General features: G+C 71.2%; 16 protein-coding genes. 7 read left to right on the forward strand and 9 right to left on the reverse strand.

Annotation, left to right across the window (positions count from 1 at the left end):
* Positions 1-42: 42 nt before the first annotated feature.
* Both AC27IY_RS33250 and AC27IY_RS33255 read right to left on the reverse strand, forming a co-directional pair.
* Complete coding sequence (locus AC27IY_RS33250; RefSeq protein ID WP_487180355.1) at positions 43-414, reverse strand: hypothetical protein; 372 nt, start codon at positions 412-414, stop codon at positions 43-45.
* Entirely contained in the window at positions 411-1,229 is an 819-nt protein-coding gene (locus AC27IY_RS33255) for a tyrosine-type recombinase/integrase (RefSeq protein ID WP_487180356.1), read from the reverse strand. The genes AC27IY_RS33250 and AC27IY_RS33255 overlap by 4 nt, the downstream gene beginning before the upstream one ends.
* Positions 1,230-1,235: 6 nt before the next feature.
* Between AC27IY_RS33255 and AC27IY_RS33260 the strand changes: the two genes are divergently transcribed.
* Complete coding sequence (locus AC27IY_RS33260; protein WP_487180357.1) at positions 1,236-1,562, forward strand: hypothetical protein; 327 nt, start codon at positions 1,236-1,238, stop codon at positions 1,560-1,562.
* A gap of 327 nt (positions 1,563-1,889) precedes the next feature.
* Here the strand turns inward: AC27IY_RS33260 and AC27IY_RS33265 are convergent, their stop codons facing one another.
* Together AC27IY_RS33265 and AC27IY_RS33270 are read right to left on the reverse strand one after the other, a co-directional pair.
* Positions 1,890-4,163 (reverse strand): hypothetical protein, encoded by a 2,274-nt coding sequence (locus AC27IY_RS33265; protein WP_487180358.1) that lies wholly within the window; start codon positions 4,161-4,163, stop codon positions 1,890-1,892.
* A 102-nt stretch (positions 4,164-4,265) separates the two neighbouring features.
* A complete protein-coding gene (locus AC27IY_RS33270) occupies positions 4,266-5,255 on the reverse strand; it encodes an aldo/keto reductase (RefSeq protein ID WP_487180359.1) in 990 nt (329 codons plus the stop codon).
* Between the two features lie 316 nt (positions 5,256-5,571).
* On the opposite strand from AC27IY_RS33270, the gene AC27IY_RS33275 reads away from it, so the two are divergent.
* On the forward strand, positions 5,572-7,305 hold the full coding sequence (locus AC27IY_RS33275; RefSeq protein ID WP_487180360.1) for a polysaccharide deacetylase family protein: 1,734 nt from the start codon (positions 5,572-5,574) through the stop codon (positions 7,303-7,305).
* 15 nt (positions 7,306-7,320) lie between these two features.
* Here AC27IY_RS33275 and AC27IY_RS33280 read toward each other — a convergent pair whose 3' ends face one another.
* The gene (locus AC27IY_RS33280; RefSeq protein ID WP_364446833.1) at positions 7,321-7,701 is read right to left on the reverse strand and encodes a DUF1622 domain-containing protein; all 381 of its coding nucleotides are present in this window, start codon (positions 7,699-7,701) and stop codon (positions 7,321-7,323) included.
* A gap of 244 nt (positions 7,702-7,945) precedes the next feature.
* Between AC27IY_RS33280 and AC27IY_RS33285 the strand changes: the two genes are divergently transcribed.
* From AC27IY_RS33285 to AC27IY_RS33295, 3 genes are all read left to right on the forward strand, one after another.
* A complete protein-coding gene (locus tag AC27IY_RS33285) occupies positions 7,946-8,785 on the forward strand; it encodes an AraC family transcriptional regulator (protein ID WP_487180361.1) in 840 nt (279 codons plus the stop codon).
* 66 nt (positions 8,786-8,851) lie between these two features.
* Positions 8,852-9,433, forward strand: a complete 582-nt coding sequence (locus AC27IY_RS33290; RefSeq protein WP_487180362.1) for a dihydrofolate reductase family protein — start codon at positions 8,852-8,854, stop codon at positions 9,431-9,433.
* A gap of 117 nt (positions 9,434-9,550) precedes the next feature.
* Positions 9,551-12,619: an ATP-binding protein gene (locus tag AC27IY_RS33295; RefSeq protein WP_487180363.1), complete on the forward strand. Its 3,069-nt coding sequence runs from the start codon at positions 9,551-9,553 to the stop codon at positions 12,617-12,619.
* A gap of 8 nt (positions 12,620-12,627) precedes the next feature.
* On the opposite strand, the gene AC27IY_RS33300 is transcribed toward AC27IY_RS33295, so the two are convergent.
* The 3 genes from AC27IY_RS33300 to AC27IY_RS33310 all read right to left on the reverse strand — a co-directional run bounded on the left by AC27IY_RS33300 (position 12,628) and on the right by AC27IY_RS33310 (position 14,187).
* Positions 12,628-13,146, reverse strand: a complete 519-nt coding sequence (locus tag AC27IY_RS33300) for a hypothetical protein (RefSeq protein ID WP_487180365.1) — start codon at positions 13,144-13,146, stop codon at positions 12,628-12,630.
* A gap of 125 nt (positions 13,147-13,271) precedes the next feature.
* Positions 13,272-13,706, reverse strand: coding sequence for a GNAT family N-acetyltransferase (locus AC27IY_RS33305; protein WP_487180366.1), 435 nt, complete (start codon positions 13,704-13,706; stop codon positions 13,272-13,274).
* Between the two features lie 37 nt (positions 13,707-13,743).
* Positions 13,744-14,187: a MarR family winged helix-turn-helix transcriptional regulator gene (locus tag AC27IY_RS33310; RefSeq protein ID WP_487180367.1), complete on the reverse strand. Its 444-nt coding sequence runs from the start codon at positions 14,185-14,187 to the stop codon at positions 13,744-13,746.
* A 94-nt stretch (positions 14,188-14,281) separates the two neighbouring features.
* On the opposite strand from AC27IY_RS33310, the gene AC27IY_RS33315 reads away from it, so the two are divergent.
* Positions 14,282-15,310: an NADP-dependent oxidoreductase gene (locus AC27IY_RS33315; RefSeq protein ID WP_487180368.1), complete on the forward strand. Its 1,029-nt coding sequence runs from the start codon at positions 14,282-14,284 to the stop codon at positions 15,308-15,310.
* Positions 15,307-16,161, forward strand: coding sequence for an NAD(P)H-binding protein (locus tag AC27IY_RS33320; RefSeq protein ID WP_487180369.1), 855 nt, complete (start codon positions 15,307-15,309; stop codon positions 16,159-16,161). Before AC27IY_RS33315 ends, AC27IY_RS33320 begins: the two co-directional genes overlap by 4 nt.
* Positions 16,162-16,254: 93 nt before the next feature.
* Here AC27IY_RS33320 and AC27IY_RS33325 read toward each other — a convergent pair whose 3' ends face one another.
* Complete coding sequence (locus AC27IY_RS33325; RefSeq protein WP_487180370.1) at positions 16,255-17,547, reverse strand: serine hydrolase domain-containing protein; 1,293 nt, start codon at positions 17,545-17,547, stop codon at positions 16,255-16,257.
* Between the last annotated feature and the right edge of the window lie 251 nt (positions 17,548-17,798).

Consider the following 17,798-nt stretch of genomic DNA (forward strand, 5'->3'; position numbering starts at 1 on the left):
GAAGACAAGCCACCACGACACAAGGGACGGCCACCCCATCGATCACCGGGTTGCGGTCAGGGACGAAGCCGGCCCGGAACTCCTCGATCGCCAGCTCCGACTTGGCGAACGCCTTCTCACACAGATCACAAGAACCTGAGTGCGCGAGATCCGGCCGCAGGCCGCGACCGTGCAGCGGTAGGCGACCGTGGAGCGGTTGTCGACGTCACCGGTGAACAGCCGCGCCGCCGCGTCCCACTCGCCGGGCCGCCAGGCAGACGGCGTGTTGGCCGTCAGCCACTCCGTCCAGGCCGCGGCCTGGACCGGCGTCAGCGCCGGGACCGCCCCGCCCTCGTCGGCCGGGCCGTGCAGAGCGATCACGTTGACGACGGCGCCGCCGGACACGCCACCGATCAGGCCGTCCGATTCATTCACGAGCGCGCCTGCCTTCGCGCGGCGGCCACCATCTCCACGGCCTGGCGCTTGTCGGAGTCGGTGACGTGGGAATACACGTCCTGCGACGCGGCCGAGACGTGACCGGCGATCTCCTGGACCACCCGCCGGTCGACCCCGGCCCGCCGCATCTTCGTGATCGCACTGTGCCGGAACATGTGCGGCCGGGCCCGGAACCCGGCCCGGGCGGCCAGACGGCAGAACAGTCCGTAGGTGTTGGCGTACTTCATCGGCTCGCCCAGTGGGGGATGGAACAGATTGACGAACACCAGGTCCGACCCCATGTCGGCCCCGGTGACCTCGCCGACCTCGTCCCGCTCGTACTGGTGGCGCGAATACGCCTCGATCGTCTCGCGCTCCACCGGGATCGCCCGCGGCTGCCGCGCCTTGGCGAACGCGCCGTTGGCGTTCAGCCGCCGATGGACGTGGACGTGCGGCCCTTCGTGCCGGCAGCCCAGCACCCGCGAGTCCGGCAGCAGGTGCATGTCCTTGCGACGTAAACCGAGGGCTTCACCGATTCTCATACCCGTTTCTGCCAGGAGCTGGAGCAGGAAGACGTCGCGGGCGTGCCGGGCCAGGCCGAGCAGCACGCCGATCTCCTCATCTGAGAGCCACTCATAACCCGGGACCGCGACCCGGAACTTGATCGTGCGGGCCATCACCGTCCGGTTCTGGCCGTCCTCGCCCGCATCGAAGCCCGCGGGCAGAAAGCGCAGATACTTCGGCTGAGTCAGCGCGTTAACCAGCGTCGGTGGCACCCATCCCTGTAGGCAGCACCACGACAGGAACTCGCCCACCGTCCCATGATCGCGTTCGCGGTGCCCTCGCTGCGATACCGCGCCGTCGCTCCTGGCCTGCGTGAGCGCGGCCGCATCGGCTCGTCCACCAGCCACCGCATCATCGCCATCAGCTGCGCCAAGCTCGGGCTCGACCAGTCCACGCCGTGCCCGGTGCAGTACGACAAGTACAAGGCGATCCGGCCCGCGTACGTCTTCTCGGTGTTGAACGCGCGGCCCGCCCCGCGCACCCCCGCCAGGTACGCGCACGCCTCGGCATGCAACCGGAAATCCTCATCGACCACCACCCACCACACCGACTCATCGGCGCCCACCGCACGCTCAGGGCGGTAGAACCGAGGCAACGCACCTGACATGCCTGACATGCCTGAGAACCCCTGGATATCTGTGAGGCAAGGATGCGCCAACCTTGCTTGACGAACATGTCTGACTACCAAGAGTCACGCAAGATAACCGATGCCGCGCCGCTCTCATAGCGCTGGTCGACTATTGACCTGGGGCAACCCAGCGGCAGAAGGTGAGCCGCACGGGCGTGTGCGGGCATGGGACCTGGCCACCGATTGACCGGCACCTGACCGGCGCCCCCGCGGACGAACGCAGCAATGCCCGCAGCGCCATCAGCGCCAAAGCGGATGAAACCTCGGCAGTTGGAGAACCAGGTCACTTCCGGTTCCGGTGGACGATCTCCTTGTCGCCCTTGCCGGGATACGCCATGATCAGCAGCCGCTGCCCGCTCTGCGCCTCGCCCTTCCAGGGGAACCAGGCGTAGTGCACGCGGATGCGGTAATGCCCCTTCCGCCCGTTGAGGGCGAGGTTGGGCAGCTCGGTGCCGCTGAGGTTGTCGTAGAGCACGATCTCGCCGCCCGGGCTGTAGTAGCCGACCTCGACCACCTTGTCCCAGCCCTTGGTCTCGACGGGCGGCCGGCGGGTGTAGGTCTCCAGGGTGACGCAGAGGTCGAAGTCGGAGTGCGTCATGACAGCCAGGACACCGGGCGCGGAGGAGACCAGTCCGTTGCCGGGGTCCAGGTCCGGCTCGGTCTCCTCCTCTCCATCCCCTTCGTACGTCTGCAGCACCCCGTAGTCGGTCCACTGCGGCTCCTTCATCCGGATCGCCCGCGCCGGCCTGATGCGCGGACGGTGACGCGGCGTGGCGTCGCACATGGCTTGGGCATCGGCCTGCATCGCGGCGATCTCCTGGTCCTGCTTGGTCTTCGCGGCCTGGACGATGGTGGCGGCGCTGGGGCAGATGCCGGCCAGAGGATAGGTGAGGGACGCGCGGTCGATCTTCAGCCGGGCCAGCTCCCGTGGGTCGTTGCGGGTGTGGACGCCGCACAGGCGGCGCCCGTAGGCGAGCACGACCTGGTCGGGCGTGGTGCCGGGGAACACGTGCAGGCCCCGTGCGCCGTACTCGCCGCGCAGGGAGCACACGAACTTCTGCTCGGCCGTCAGCTCGCGCGGCTCCGCCTCGCCCGTGTCGATCTCCCACGGCTCGGGCAAGGCGCAGTCCGTGACGGGGCCGCGGGCCGTGTCCGCTGCGGGCAGCAGGCACAGGATCACGACCGAGGCGAGCCCTGCCAGCAGGACGTGGCCGCGGACGCGGTGGGCGGGCGGGGCGGCGTACAGGAGGAGCAGGATGAGGCCGGAGGCGGTGAGCGCGAGGGCGTACCAGAGCGGGGAGATGCCGGGGGACAGGAGCTGGGCGCCCTCGTAGGGGACGGTGGCGCCCGGCTCGACGTAGAGGCTTTCCGGGTAGAGCCACAGCTCCCCGAAGAAGGTGGAGTGCTCAGAGGTGAACGCGCTCACGGCGCCGGCCCCGCCCAGCAGGAACAGGCTCAGCGTCGTGGCGCGCAGCAACGTGCGCGTCCGCCGCCGCACGGCGACCAGGATCAGCACCGCCGGCGCGCCGACGCCGACGAGGAGGTCGAGCGCGAACCAGTACGCGGCGGCCTCCGCCCCGGTGTACTCGCGTACGACGTCGCCCAGCACGTTCTTCGGTCCGAGCCAGAACGGCACTCCCTGCGCGAGGTTGACGGCCGCGGGGACCAGCGGGAGCACGATCGCCACGGCCGGCAGCGGCCACCACCTGGCCCGCGCCCGCACGGGCTCCGTCCGGGGGACGGGAGGCTGGAGCGTGCCTAGGTCATGCGCGGACCGCGCCCACCAGACCAGCGAGAAGACCGAGACCGCGCCCATCAGCGAGGGAATCAGCAGCTTCCACGGCACCTCGTCCGGGCTGCCGAACGTGATGATCGACATCGAGCCGGACGAAAGGAGCGAGAAGAGGACGGCGATCACGCCGGCCCGTACCGTCGCGCCGCTCCAACGCGGATCCCGTGCCTGCGCCACCAACAGCGACACCAGCCACAGCGACCACAGGATGTCCAGCGCCCAGGTCCAGTTCTGCCCGGAGAAGAGGTAGTTGCCCGTCTCGTACCCGATGGTGGTGACGACGTCGTGCACCACGCTGAGCGTGCCGGTCACGAGCATGAGCACCCGCGGCCATCGGCGGATGGTCCCCGACAGCACGCGGAAGAACAGCCATATCACCGCGAGCTCGATCACATCGGCGACCAGCGACATCCACCACAGGTAGGGGATCGGCAGTTCCCAGGCCAGGAGGTACGCGACCGTGGCGTAGAGACCGGCCCGCAGCAGTCGCACCTCCCGGCCGTTCCGCGCCGGTTCCCCGCGCAGCCGCCCGCGCAACACCTCCCGGTACGCCCACGCCTGCACCGCCGCGATCGGCACCAGCAGGGCGGCCAGCCACGGCCACGCCCGGATCTGGTCCGCCGTGTAGCCGTTCGGTTCCGCGACGACTCGCCACAGCGGGACGAGGTCGCCGGTGACCAGTCCGACGACGGCAAGGACGATCACGGCGGCCAGGTAGAGAGCCGCGAAACCGGCGGCGAGCCGGCCGAAACGATGGCGGCGCATGAGGCACTCCGGGAGGGGGGTGAGGAGGAAAGCGCCCAACCCTACTGATCCCCGGCCAAGTTGATCAAGCGCCAACTCGCGCAGTCCGCCGCCGACCGCGCCTCAGGGCGCCACGTCCACCGGGGCGCGTTCGTCCAGCAGGCCCTCGTCGCGCAGATCGGACCACAACCCTGCCGGGACGTGGGCCGAGAACGCGGCGGTGTTGAGCCGCACCTCCTGCGCCGAGCGCATCCCGACCACGATGCCCGCGACCGCGGGGTGGCGCAGCGGGAAGGCCATGGCGGCCTGGGGGACGGTCACCCCGTGCGCCTCGCAGACATCCGCGATGCGGTTGACCCGTTCCACCAGCTGCGGGTCGGCGGGCGCGTAGTCGAAGCGGGCCCCCTCGGCAGGCCGGTCGGTCGCCAGCAGACCGGAGTTGAAGACGGAGGCGGCCAGGACCGACACGCAGCGTTCGACGCAGGCGGGCAGCAGCTCGTCCAGGGCGGTGTGGTCCAGCAGCGTGTAGCGGCCCGACAGCATGATCACGTCCGCGTCGGTCTCCCGCACCAGGCGGGTCAGCTTGCCGGGGTGGTACATGCCCGCGCCGACGGCGCCGACCACGCCCTGGGCGCGCAACTCGGCCAGCGCCGGATACCCGTCGCGCAGGGCGGCCTCGAAGTGCTCCTCGGCATCGTGCAGATACAGCACGTCGATCCGGTCGACGCCCATGCGGGCCAGCGAGTCCTCGACGCTGCGCAGGATGCCGTCACGTGAGAAGTCCCAGACCCGGCGGTGGGTGGCCGGCACGGCGAAGCCCTCGTCCATCCGGCCCATCGGATCCTGCGGGACCAGCAGCCGCCCGACCTTCGTCGACAACGTGAACTCCGCCCGCGGCTTGCCGCGCAGCAGCTCACCGACGCGGCGCTCGGAGTGCCCGATGCCGTAGTGCGGCGAGGTGTCGAAGTAGCGGATCCCCGCGTCCCAGGCGGCCGTCAGCGCCTGCGCCGCGGTGTCGTCATCCAGCGGTTCGAACAGGCCGCCCAGCGGCCCGCCCCCGAAGCCCAGTTCGGTGACCTCTGTCGTGGTGTGCCCGAGCCGATGAGTGCGCATGCGGTATTTCTCCCTTGTGTACGGTTCCAGCTTCCAGTGTGAGGCGATCAGCAGGCGAGGAAGACCCGGCCTGAGGGGTGAAACCGGCCGCCAGGGACGACAGGGTGGTACGGGCCGGGCGCGGGTAACTTTCACGGACGAGGCGCGCGGAACGACCGTTCGCAGAGCGCCGACGACCGTTCGCCGCACTTCTGCCCCTCTGCGCCCGTGAGTGCGGCCCGGCACCTTAACGTCCCCATCGCCGCGATCCGGTGAGAACCGGGCGGGGCGGCAGACGTTCCCCTTCGTTCGTGTCGGTCGGCCAAAGGAGTGGACAGTGCACGTCTTACGGTGGTGGAGACTGCGGAGCGCGGCCTTCGTGGCGGCGGCTCTCGTGGCTGCTCTCGTCGCGGCGGCCCTGGTCGCGCCGCGGGCGTGGGCTTCGGCGGGCACCGGCGCCCCCGGCCGCGCCTGCTCCGGCTACGTGGGGCTGACCTTCGACGACGGGCCCACCCCCGGCAACACCCCCGCCCTGCTGGCCGCCCTCAGAACCGCCGGGCTGCGCGCCACCATGTTCAACGTCGGCCAGAACGTGGAGGCGTACCCGGACCTGACGAGGCAGCAGGTCAGGGCCGGCATGTGGATCGGCGACCACAGCTGGGACCACCCCCACATGACGCAGCTCACCGCCGAGCAGCAGGACGCGCAGATCTCCCGGACCCAGGACGTCATCACGCGGGTCACCGGCGCGACGCCCCGCCTGTTCCGCCCGCCCTACCTGGAGACCGACGAGGGGCTGCGCGCGGTGGAGCTCCGGCACGGCCTCACCGAGATCAACGCCGACGTGGACTCCCAGGACTGGAACAACGCCACCGCCGACCAGATCGCGGCGAAGGCCAGGGAGCTGCGGTCCGGCGACGTGATCCTCATGCACGACTGGCCCGCGAACACCGTCCGGGCCATCCCGCGGATCGCCGCCGACCTGCGCGAACGCGGCCTGTGCGCCGGAAGGATCTCGCCGGTCACCGGCCGGGCGGTCGCCCCCGGCCACACCCCGGCCGGTGCCCGTACCGCCGGCCGGGTCGAGGACCTGGGCGACAGCGTGCGCTACACCTGGCCGGGCGTCACCTTCGAGGGCCGCTTCCAGGGCAGCGGGGTCGGGATCGAGCTGAACGACGCCGCCAACGACTACGACGTCCAGATCGACGGCGGCGCACCGGTCACGCTGCGGACGCCCGGCAGGACCACGCACTGGGTGACCGGCCTCGGCGGCGGCGTGCACACCGTACGCCTCGCCAAGCGGACCGAGAGCCCGTGGACGCCCGGCGAGTTCGGTGGGTTCGTCGCCGCGCCAGGGGGCCGCGTCCTCGCCCCGCCCGCCGCCCGCGCCCGGCAGATCGAGTTCATCGGCGACTCCTGGACCGCCGGCTACGGCAACATGTCGACCAGCCGCGACTGCTCGGCGAGCGGCGGGATCAACCCCAACTCCAACGCCGACCAGACCTTCGGCGCCCTCACCGCCCGCGCGCTGAACGCCGACCACCAGCTCACGGCCTGGTCCGGGATGGGCATGGTACGCAACTACAACGGCAGCAGCCCCGGCACCGACTTCCGCACGTACTACGACCGCACCCTCCAGGCGGCCGGCACCGCGGCCTGGCAGCCGCCCAGGACCTGGAGGCCGCAGGTCGTCGTGGTCGGCCTCGGCATCAACGACTTCTCCACCCCGCTCAACCCCGGCGAGCCGTGGGCCGACACCGCCGCGCTCGCCGCCGACTTCCGGGCCGCCTACCTGGGCTTCCTGGCCAAGCTCCGCCTCCGGTACGGCCCCGGCACGTCCATCGTGCTGACCTACCCGACGATGTCCGGCACCCCGCTGGCGGACTCCGTCCAGCAGGTCGTCCGGGAGCGCAACAGCCAGGGCGACACCCGGGTGTCGGCGCTCCACTACGACAACGACGCCCTCGGGCTCGACCTGCTCGGCTGCGACTGGCACCCGTCGCTGCACGACCACCGACTCCTGGCGGGCGCACTCGGCCGCTTCATCGGGACGCTGCCCGTACGGTGGTGACGGGCCGGCGCGCCCTCAAGAACCTTGCCGGCTCATGCGCTGTTGCGGGGGCGTCTGCCACGGCAGGCGGTTCTCAAGCTCTATCTCCAAGGAGAAGCTGAGAAAGGTCCGGACTATCACGATGAGCGCGAGGACGCCGACACTGGCAAAGGTGGGGGCCACGGCCACCGTCCGGATGATGTCACCGGCCACGAGGAACTCCAATCCGAGCAGGATGGCTCGGCCCAAACCCTGCCGATATCCCCGGTAGGCGTCGTGGAAGGGCCCTTGCCGGCTGATGGCACTGAGAGCGAAGCGTACGGTGGCCATCAAGGCGCCCAGCACGATGAGGGCGACACCGGCCACGTCAACCGCCTGGCCGACCCGTTCCACGAGATTCGCGAAACTCGTGTCCATGCCATGCCTCCCGGCCAGGGCTCATAAAACTGGCTTTCGTGAAATTCCCCGCCACAGGCACGACAACAGGGCGACAGACGTCAGAACGTACGCTTTCGACCAGTGATGACCAAGCCTTTCACTCGTCTTGTCGAGCGTGCCGGCGGCGTCTCAGTTCCTGGTGAGCAGCGCGCGGGCCGCGCGTACCTGCCTCGGCATGTTCCAGCCGAGGACGCCCGGGAGGTGCGTCGGCGATACTGGGGGCGTGAAGTACGTGTCCAGAGCGCCGCGGCCGCCGCTGGACGCGTTCATCGACGACCTCTACTACCTGGAGGGCGCGCCGCCGTACGCGCGGCTGACGCTGCCGCCGATGCCGGCGGCGTTGCTCATCGTCAACCTCGGGGCGCCGTTCCGCATCCGGGCCGGCGCCGACATCGAGACGGCCGAGTACGCCGACGGCTGCGTGGTCACCACGCCCACCCGCGCCTTCGAGTTCGGCTATCCGCCGGGGACCCGGTCCGTCGGCGCGCACGTCAAGCCGTGGGGGCTGGCGCCGTTCCTGCCGATGCCCGCGGCCGAGCTGTGTGACCGGCCGGTGACGGTGGAGCAGGTCTGGGGCCGGGCCGCCATCGCTGAGCTGCGCGAGCGGCTGGCCGCGGCGGACGGACCGTACGAGATGCTGACGCTGCTCGAGCAGGAGCTGATGCGACGGCTGCGCGAGACGGCCGGCCTGGAGCTGGTCCGCCGCACGAGCGGCGTCATCGCGGCGGCCGGCGGGGCGGTGGCGATCGGCGACCTGAGCGTGGCGGCCGGTGTCAGCAGCACCCATCTGGCACGGCGGTTCAAGGAACTCGTCGGCGTCACGCCGAAGCGGCTGGCCCGCACCCACCGCTTCGCCGCCACCGTGTTCGCGATCGACCCCGCCGGGCCGATCGACTGGGGCGAGCTCGCCGGTGGCGCGGGCTACTTCGACCAGGCCCACTTCGGCCACGAGTTCCGGGCGTTCACCGGGCTCACGCCGACCCGGTACGTCGAGGTCCGGCGGCGGTTCCTGCGTGAACATCCCGGCCACGTGATGGACGGCTGGCCGCTGCCGGCCGATTGATTTCTTACAAGAGCGACAGCTCACGACACGCCAACTTGGGGCCACCCCGAAGCAGAGGAGAGGTCCGTGGGCAAGGTCGTCATGTACAGCTCGGTGTCGTTGGACGGCTTCGTCGCGGACGAGAACGACCAGCCCGGGCCGCTGTTCGACTGGTTGTCCAGCGGTGACGTCCCGCTGGACGAGAGCGGCCAGCTGAAGGTGTCGCGGACCTCCTACGACTACACCCGCGCGTACTGGGACCAGATCGGCGTCACGATCGTCGGCCGCCACGTCTTCGACCTGACGGACGGCTGGGGCGGCAAGCCGCCGAGCGGCATCGAACACGTGGTCGTCGTGACGCACCGGCCGCAGCCCCAGGGCTGGGACGCCGAGGCGCCGTTTCACTTCGTCGGCGGCGTCGAGGCGGCCGTGGCCAAGGCGCGGGAGCTCGCGGGCGACCGCTTGATCGAGGTCGCCGCCGGCGACGTCGGCGGCCAGGTGCTGGCCGCGGGCCTGGTCGACGAGGTGCGCATGGACGTCGTACCCGTCGTGTTCGGGTCCGGCAAGCGCTACTTCGGGTCGGTCCACGCCCAGCACCTGTTGGAGGACCCTGACGTGGTGATCCAGGGCAACCGGGTGCTTCACCTGCGCTATCGGGTGCGCCGTTGACCCGTCTTGCAGTGCCGGGCTTCGATGCGGGTCTGAGAGGCTTTCGGGGTGCGAATTGTGCTGCTTGGCGCGGTGGAGGTATGTGCCGCCGGCGGGAGACCGATCGACATCGGCGGCTTGCGGCTGCGAACGCTGCTGGCCAGGCTCGCGCTGGCGGCCGGTCGCCCGGTGAGCGCGGACGCGCTGATCGCCGACTTGTGGGACGACGAGCCGCCGGCGGGCGCCACCAGCGCGCTGCAGGGGCTGGTGTCCCGGTTGCGCAGGGCATTGGGCAACGCGGGGACGGTGGAGCTGGTGGCCGGCGGTTACCGGCTGCCGGTGGCTGCTCAGGACGTGGACGCGTACCGGTTCGAGGATCTGGCCGCGCAGGGCCGGCGCGAGCTGGCCGCGAACCGGCCCGAGGAGGCCGCCGCCGCGTTGCGCGCCGCCCTCGGCCTGTGGCGGGGGAGGGCGCTGGAGAACGTCCAGGAGGCCGCGTTCGCCCGTAACAGCGCCACCCGGCTGCACCATCTGCTCGCCGGGGCGGCCGAGGACCGTTTCGACGCCGAGCTGCGGCTCGGCCGGCACGCGGAGGTGCTGGCGGACCTCGGCGCGGCGGCTTCCGAGCATCCGCTGAGTGAACGGCTGGCCGAGCTGAGGATGCGGGCCCTGTCGGCGGCCGGACGCCAGTCGGACGCGCTCGCGGTCTACGAGGAGATCCGGGCCAGGCTGGGCGACGAGCTGGGTGTGGACCCCTCACGGGCGCTGGCGGAGGTTCATCTCGCCCTGCTGCGCGGGGAGCTGGACCGGCCGGTGGCGCGGGTGGAGGCCGAGCCGAGCCGCCTGCCCGCCCGGCTGACCAGGTTCTTCGGCCGGGAAGCCGAGCTGCGGCAGGTGGCGGAGCTGCTGGAAGAGGGGCGGCTGGTCACCGTCGTCGGCCCTGGCGGCGCCGGCAAGACGAGGTTGTCGCTGGAGGCCGCGTCGGAGCTGCGCGAGCGCGTGTGGTTCGTGCCGCTGGCCGGCGTGAGCGAGCCGGGCCGCCTGGCCGACGCCGTCCTCGGCGTGCTCAGCTCCTCCGACAGCCGCCTCTACGACAACGGGCGGCTCCAGCAGGCCACCCCGCTCGACCGCGTCGCGAACCTGCTCGACACCGGCGGGGGCGTGCTTCTCCTCGACAACTGCGAGCACCTGGTCGAGGCCGCCGCCGACCTGGCCGAACAACTGCTCGTACGGCTCCCGAACCTGAAGATCCTGGCCACCAGCAGGGAAGCCCTCGCGATCAACGGGGAGACGCTGTGCCACCTCGGGCCGCTCGACCTGCCCGCGGCCGACACCGACCCGGCCGAGGCCGGGCAGGCGGCGTCGGTACGGCTCTTCGCCGACCGCGCGAGTGGCGTCCGGCCCGGCTTCGCCCTCGACGAGACCACGGTGGACGACGTGGTGGAGATCTGCCGCAGGCTCGACGGCATGCCGCTGGCGCTCGAACTGGCGGCCGCGAAACTGCGCGTGATGAGCGTCAAGGACATCGTGCGGCGGCTCGACGACCGGTTCAGGCTGCTGACCTCGGGCAGCAGGACCGCGCTTCCGCGCCAGCGCACGCTGCTCGCCATGGTCGAGTGGAGCTGGGACCTGCTGGACGACGCGGAGCGGACGCTGGCCCGGCGGCTGTCGGCGTTCCCCGGCGGGGCGGACCTGCCGGCGCTGGAGGCGATCTGCGCCGACGATTCGCTTCCCGCCGTCGAGGTGCTGCAGGTGATCGGCTCGCTGGTGGAGAAGTCCATCGTTCAGGAGGTTTCCGGACGTTACCGCATGCTGGAGACCGTACGTGCCTACATGGCGGACCGGCTGGCCGAGTCGGGAGACGACGTCGCCCGGCGGCTGTCCGAATATTTCCTGACCTTCGCCGAGGAGCACGAGCCGCTGCTGCGCACCGGCGAGCAGCTCCGCGCGATCAGCGCGTTCGACGCGGAACACGACAACCTGATCCACGCGCTGCGTTGGGCGCTCGCCGCCCGCGACGCGGTCACGACGTCGAGATTCGTGCGTGCGCTGTTCTGGTACTGGGGCATCAGGGGCATGAGCCGCCAGTTCGAGACGTACGTCACCGAAGTGCTGGCGTTCGGCGACGAGCTGCCGGCGGACGTGCGGGCGGCCTTCCAGGTGGTCCAGGGGGTGGGGATCGACGGGCGAGCGGATCGGCAGCCGCCCAGCCTGGACCGGCGGGCGCTGAGCTTCCATCCGGCGGTGCCGCTGTTCCGGCTGTCCCGGCTCGCCTCTGCCGACCAGGGCCAGGCCGAGCTGGAGCACGCGCTGAACTCGCCCGACCCGTGGGTACGGGCCAGCGCGTTGTGGGCGCAGGACTTCGTCCGTACCCAGCAGGGGGACATGACCACCGGCGCGCAGGAGCGGCGGGAGGCGTTACGGGCCTTCGAGCAGGTCGGCGATCGCTGGGGGATGGTGATGGCCCTGCTGGCCATCAGCATGGACGAGGACGTCCGCGGCAACTACGAGCAGGCGATCGGGGCCGCCGAGCGGGCCGTGGTCATCAGCTCCGAGCTCGGCACGGAGGAGCACCTGGCCTGGTCCAAGGGACGGCTGGCGGCGGCCCGGGCCCGCAGCGGCGACCTGGACGGCGCCCTGCGGGACATCGAGGCCGGTCTGCGCCAGGCCGGAGAGCGCGGCCTGCGGCGCCTGGAGACCACGCTCATGAACCATCAGGCGGCGGTGTTCCGCCGGTCGGGCGAGTACCGGCGGGCCCACCAGGTGCTGGACCGGCTGGAGACCCTCGCCCATCGCACGCCGCTGCCCGAGGACATCGTCCGGGGGCTGATCGCAGGTGAACGGGTGTCGCTCCTGCTGGCCGAGGGCGCGGCGGCGCGGGCGCGCGTGCTGCTCCCGCAGGCCGTGCGGGGCTCCTTCGCCTACGGGAACCCCGGCCAGCTCGCCACCGCGTGCGAGTGGCTGGGCAGGCTGCTCGCCCTGGAGGGCGACGCGAAGGGCGCGGCGGGCGCGCTGGGCATGAGCGAGAGGATCAAGGGAGTGCTCGATCACGGCGATCCCGAGATCCGCGCCCTGATCGGCGAGCTGGTCGGGCGACTGGGCGAGGACGGCTACCGCGCGGCCTATCGCGAGGGCGCCGACCTGCCGCGGCAGCAGGCGATCGACCGGCTGGCCGAGGTCCAGGGACAGGACCCGGGACCCCGGTGACCCGGCCGCTACCCGACCGCGGCCGCTGCCAGGGCCAGGGTGGAGCCTGCGAACACCACGACGTTCCGGACGTTCTGCAGGACCCACACCCAGGCGGGGAAGCCCTTCTCCGCCGCGTTGAGCAGCGCCCGGACGTCGATGCGCTGCAGCACGGGGTCGCCCTTGCGCCTGAAGGCGGCCTGGACGGACTTGGCCGCGGTCAGGTTGCTGTACACGATGAGGACGTTGCCGGCGAGCACGATCGACTGGAAGACCCAGGTCAGCGTCTCTCCCCAGGGGTTCGCCAGCAGATTGAGCGTGGCCACGACCAGCATGACGCCGGCGACGGTGAGGGGGACCGCCGTCTCGTGGCCGCTGGCGTCGAAGCTGAGCTTGTTCTCGGCCAGGACGGTGACGGGAACGCCCTGGCGACGCAGCTCCGCCTCGGCGTTCGCCTTCGCGCTGCCGCCGAAGCGGTGACGGACCAGCGGGATGCTCACGAAGGCCAGGGCGACGAGCAGTTGCAGGATCGCGGCGAAGGTCATCATGTCGGGTTCTCCTCAGCTACGGGGTCGGGTGATCGGTACTGAGGACGATGATGGTCAGCGGCGCTGACAGCGCGCAGATGCGCCGCTGACAGGGGTGCGCAGCCGGTCGTCAGCGGGATCGCGGGTCAGCCGGGCTGCCAGCGGGCGATCTTCTTGCTGGTGAGGGTGGCGCCGATGCGCTGGTAGAAGCGGTGTGCGGCCGTGTTGGCCTCGGCGACCTCCCAGCGGATCACCTTGCCGCCGGCGGCTTCGGCTGCGGCCTGCATGAGCTGCTCGCCCACGCCGTGGCCCCGCTCGGCGGCGGTCACGTACAGGTCGTCCAGGTGGAGGTAGTCCTGCCCGGACCAGAAGCTGACGCGTTCCAGCCAGGAGACGTAGCCGACGGCCCGGCCGTCCCGCTCGGCGATCAGGTACGTGATCTCCGGACGGGCCAGCATCCGCTTCAGGTCGTCGACGCGCACCGTGACGCCCCAGGACTGGTCCTGGTGCTCGGCGAGGCCGTGGATGAGGTCGTACACGGTGGGGGCGTCGTCAGGGGTGGCGCGGCGGATGGTGAGCACAGTGGTCCTTTCGGATGGGGGACGAGGGGCCGTCCGGTCAGGCGTCCGGATCCCGTGGTCCGTGGAGGGCCTTGCGGAGCAGAGCGGCCAGCTGGTCCTGCTCGCGGGCGGTCAGATTGGCGGCGGCGGACCGGGCGAACTCGAAGGACTTCTCGAAGGCGGCGTAGAGGAGGGCGCCCTCCGGGGTCCGGACGATCTGCCGGGAGCGGCGGTCGTCGGGGTGAGGCTGACGGCGGACGAGGCCGCGAGTCTCCAGCCTGCGGATGATCTGGGTGACGTTGGACGCGTCGCAGCCGAGCTCGTCGGCCAGCTCCCGCATCCCGACCTGCCGGGCGAGCCGCCCGAGCACGCAGGCTTGGGCCACGCTCAGCCCGTGCTCCAGGGCGGCGTTCTCGTAGGCGCGATCGTAGGCGTCAACGAAGTCGAACATCGCCCGTTCGGCGTCCGTTGACGCGGTGACGGGGCCCGTCGGTATGGCCATGGCGCCATCCTAGCAAGAACTTGATGCACTCAAGTATCTGTGCCAAGCTACGTGCTTGATTGAATCAAGCTTCTGGCGAAGGAGTGTTCCGACGATGGTCACCAGCAAGGGACGAGCACGAGAGTGGCACCTGACCCGACGGCCGCAGGCGCAGGCGTCAGCCGACGACTTCGCGCTGGTCGAAGCCCCGATCCCCGAGTTGCGGCCCGGCCAGGTCCTGATCCACAACACACACCTGTCGGTGGACCCGTACATGCGTGGCCGGATGGACGACCGTCCGTCCTACATCCCGCCGTTCCCGCTGAACGCGCCGCTGGAGGGCGCAGCGGTCGGCGTGGTCGCCGAGTCCCGCGCCGACGGCGTCAAGCCGGGTCAGGTGGTCGAGCACTTCCTGGGCCTGCGCGAGGCCACCGTGACCGACGCGGCCGGGATCGTCCCGCTCGACACCGGCGAGCTGCCCGCCGAGGTCTTCCTCGGGGTGCTCGGTGTGACGGGCCTGACGGCGTGGCTGGGCATCACCCAGGTGGCGTCGGTACGACCCGGCGACACGGTGTTCGTCACGGGAGCGGCCGGAGCGGTCGGGAGCATCGCCGGTCAGCTCGCCAGGCTGCGCGGGGCCAAGCGGGTGATCGGCAGCGCGGGATCAGCCGCCAAGGTACGCCACCTGGTGGACGACCTCGGTTTCGACACCGCCTTCGACTACCACGACGGGCCGGCCGGTGAGCACCTCGCCCAGGCCGCGCCGGACGGCATCGACGTGGTGTTCGACAACGTCGGCGGCGCCCAGCTGGAGGCCGCGATCGGCCACCTCGGGGTCGGCGCCCGGCTGGCCCTGTGCGGGATGGCCAGCCAGTACGACGGCCGGGAGCCGTACGGCGTGCGGAACCTGTACGAGCTGGTCACCAAGCGGGCGACCGCGCGCGGTTTCCTCGTCACCGACCACCAGGACCAGATGCCCGCCTTCCGCGCCGAGGTGGGCGCCTGGGTGCGCTCGGGCGAGATCGTCCACCGGCAGACGGTGCTGGACGGCATCGAGCGGGTGCCCGAAGCCCTGCTGGGCCTGCTGCACAGCGGGGCGGCCACGGTCGGCAAGGCCGTCGTCCGGCTCGAGGAGCAGGCATGACCCGCACGGTGCTGGTGACCGGGGCCCGGGGCAAGACAGGACGCGAGGTGGCCGCCCGGCTGCGCCGCTCCGGGACCCTCGTCCGCGCCGGGTCGTCGCAGCCCGTCGGGGCGCCGGCGACCGGGACCGATGGGGTCCGGTTCGACTGGCACGACCGGGCGACCTGGCGTGAGGCGGCCGCCGGCGCGGACGCGATCTACCTGATGCGCCCCGACCTTCCCGCCGCTCCCGAACTCGTCGCCGGCCTGGTCGAGGTGAATCCGGCCGCGCATGTCGTGCTGCTGTCGGAGCAGGGGGCCGAAGCCCTCTCGCCGGACCATTGGACGCGCCGGGTCGAGGACGCGGTCGTCTCTCGGGCCGCTTCCTGGACACTGCTCCGTCCGTCCTGGTTCCACCAGGTCCTGACCGATCCGCGGTTCTATCGCGACGCCATACGGGACGACCACGTCCTGAGCCTGCCCTCGGGTGGTGCTCCGATCGCGTGGGTGGACGTACGCGACATCGCCGACGTCGCCGTGGCCGCACTCGGCGCGCCGGAGGATCACCACGGCCGGGCGTACACGATCACCGGCCCGGAGGCGGTTCCGGTCGCGTCCGTCGCGCGGGAGCTCTCCGTGTGCCTGGGCCACCGGATCCGCGCCGAGGACCCGCCCCCGCGGGAGACCCTCCACGGCCTCGACCCCTGGACGGCGGACATTCTCGACGACCTCTACCACCGGGTCCGACACGGCGGCTTCGGCGAACTCTCGGCGGTCGTGAGGCAGATCACCGGACGCGAGCCCACGCCGATACGCGAGTTCATCGAAGCCCACCTCGACCAGTGGAGGACGAGCCCGACGCCGGCCCCGTAGCCGATGTCAGCGGCTGCCGGGGCAGGCGGGACCAGGAGATGGGCGGTTCCGCTGTCCCCGGCACACCCACTCGGTGGCGGCGTCGGGCGAGTCCTATGAGGCGTTCCCGGCAGGGGCGTCCGCGTCGCCGCACAGCGCTTGCCGCTTCAGGGCCGACAGCGCGTCGTCGATGGGGTGGCGCTGCGGCGTGCCCGAAGAATCCATCTTGTTCCACCGTACGAGGTTCATCGCGACGGAGATCCCACGCCTGCCGTCGGCGCGGATCCAGGTCTCCGTCTGGGCGCCCCAGACCGTCCCGTCGTTGCCCCAGAAGGTGCCGCAACCCGGAATCTCGAGAACGTGCAGGCCGAGACCGTAGGAGATCTTCTGCCCGGACTGGCTGATGACCGGGCCCGTACGCTGCATCTGGGCCAGCGACGACGGCTTGACGATCCTGCCGGCGAGCAGCTGGCCGAAGAACCGGTTGAGGTCCTCCACGGTCGACACCAGCGACGCCCCCACCCCCGTCCAGGACATGTCGTAGACGCTGTAGTCGCGCGGCGGGTCGATCAGGCCGAAGAACGCCTCGTACATCCGTGAATACGGTCCCTTGATCCGCGGCCCGGTCGGGAACATGGTGTGCCGCAGGCCGGCGCGTTCGATGACGTTGCGGGTGATGTAGTTCTCGGCGGTGGTGCCGGTCACCTTCTCCAGGAGTTCGCCGAGGATCAGGTAGTTGGTGTTGGCGTACACCCCTGGCGCGGCTCCGGGCGTGCCGACGGCGGGGGCTTTGAGTCCCATCTCGATCAGCTCGCGCGGGGTGAACCGCCTGAACCGGTTGTCGTCCAGACTCTTGGGCGACATGTCCGGCAGAGAGGGAAACTTCTGGAGGGACGGAAACGCGACGCCGAGGTACTCGGATATGCCGCTGGTGTGGTTGAGCAGCATCCGCACCGTGATCTTCTTGCCGCGTTCGCCAGGAACCAGGCGCGGCAGATAGCGGCCGATGGGCGCGTCGAGCTCGACCCGCCCCTTCTCGACCTGCTGCAGGACCGCGGCGGCGACGAACGTCTTGGCGAGGCTGCCGACGCGATGCAGCATGCCGGGCGCGACGGGACGGCCGGTCTTCAGATCGGCGACCCCGGAGGCGCCGCGCCACACCTGCCCGTTGGCGCGCACCTCGGCGAACAGACCGGGCATGCCCGCGCGGTGGACGTCGTCCAGGGCGGACTTCAGCCGCGCGGGCGCGACGCCGGCCGTCGAGCTCGTGGCGCCGGCCGGCACGACTGCCGTCTGGCCGGAGGCGGGCACCGCGGTCACCGTGCCCGCGCCGACTCCCAGCACGGCCGCACCGGCCCATGCCATCAGTTGCATCTTCACGCCGTTCGTCCTTTCGTCGTCGTCCATGAAAGCGAGCGTGCTTTCCGCACCCCGGCCCCACTCGGCCGCCCGTGACGGTGGGAGGACCGTCCCCGGCCGGGCCGGCGCGCTGATCTCCTGTGGAGTCGGATCGCGTACATGCCGGACATCGTGGCCCGCGACCAGGTCAGAGGTCGTCCTGCCTCGGAAGACACCTCTGCCTGGCACCGGGGGAGCAGGACTCCGCCGCGACTACATCGTGAGAAGTAGTGGCCCCTTACGCCGGTTCCTCGACCCGC

The organism is Nonomuraea sp. B208, assembly GCF_057536035.1.

Coding starts and splice junctions, on each gene's coding strand:
- AC27IY_RS33300 (WP_487180365.1), bottom strand. CDS start 13,146: ATGATGACCTTCGCCGCGATCCTGCAACTGCTCGTCGCCCTGGCCTTC.
- AC27IY_RS33270 (WP_487180359.1), bottom strand. CDS start 5,255: ATGCGCACTCATCGGCTCGGGCACACCACGACAGAGGTCACCGAACTG.
- AC27IY_RS33260 (WP_487180357.1), top strand. CDS start 1,236: ATGATCGCGTTCGCGGTGCCCTCGCTGCGATACCGCGCCGTCGCTCCT.
- AC27IY_RS33325 (WP_487180370.1), bottom strand. CDS start 17,547: ATGGACGACGACGAAAGGACGAACGGCGTGAAGATGCAACTGATGGCA.
- AC27IY_RS33280 (WP_364446833.1), bottom strand. CDS start 7,701: ATGGACACGAGTTTCGCGAATCTCGTGGAACGGGTCGGCCAGGCGGTT.
- AC27IY_RS33320 (WP_487180369.1), top strand. CDS start 15,307: ATGACCCGCACGGTGCTGGTGACCGGGGCCCGGGGCAAGACAGGACGC.
- AC27IY_RS33310 (WP_487180367.1), bottom strand. CDS start 14,187: ATGGCCATACCGACGGGCCCCGTCACCGCGTCAACGGACGCCGAACGG.
- AC27IY_RS33265 (WP_487180358.1), bottom strand. CDS start 4,163: ATGCGCCGCCATCGTTTCGGCCGGCTCGCCGCCGGTTTCGCGGCTCTC.
- AC27IY_RS33315 (WP_487180368.1), top strand. CDS start 14,282: ATGGTCACCAGCAAGGGACGAGCACGAGAGTGGCACCTGACCCGACGG.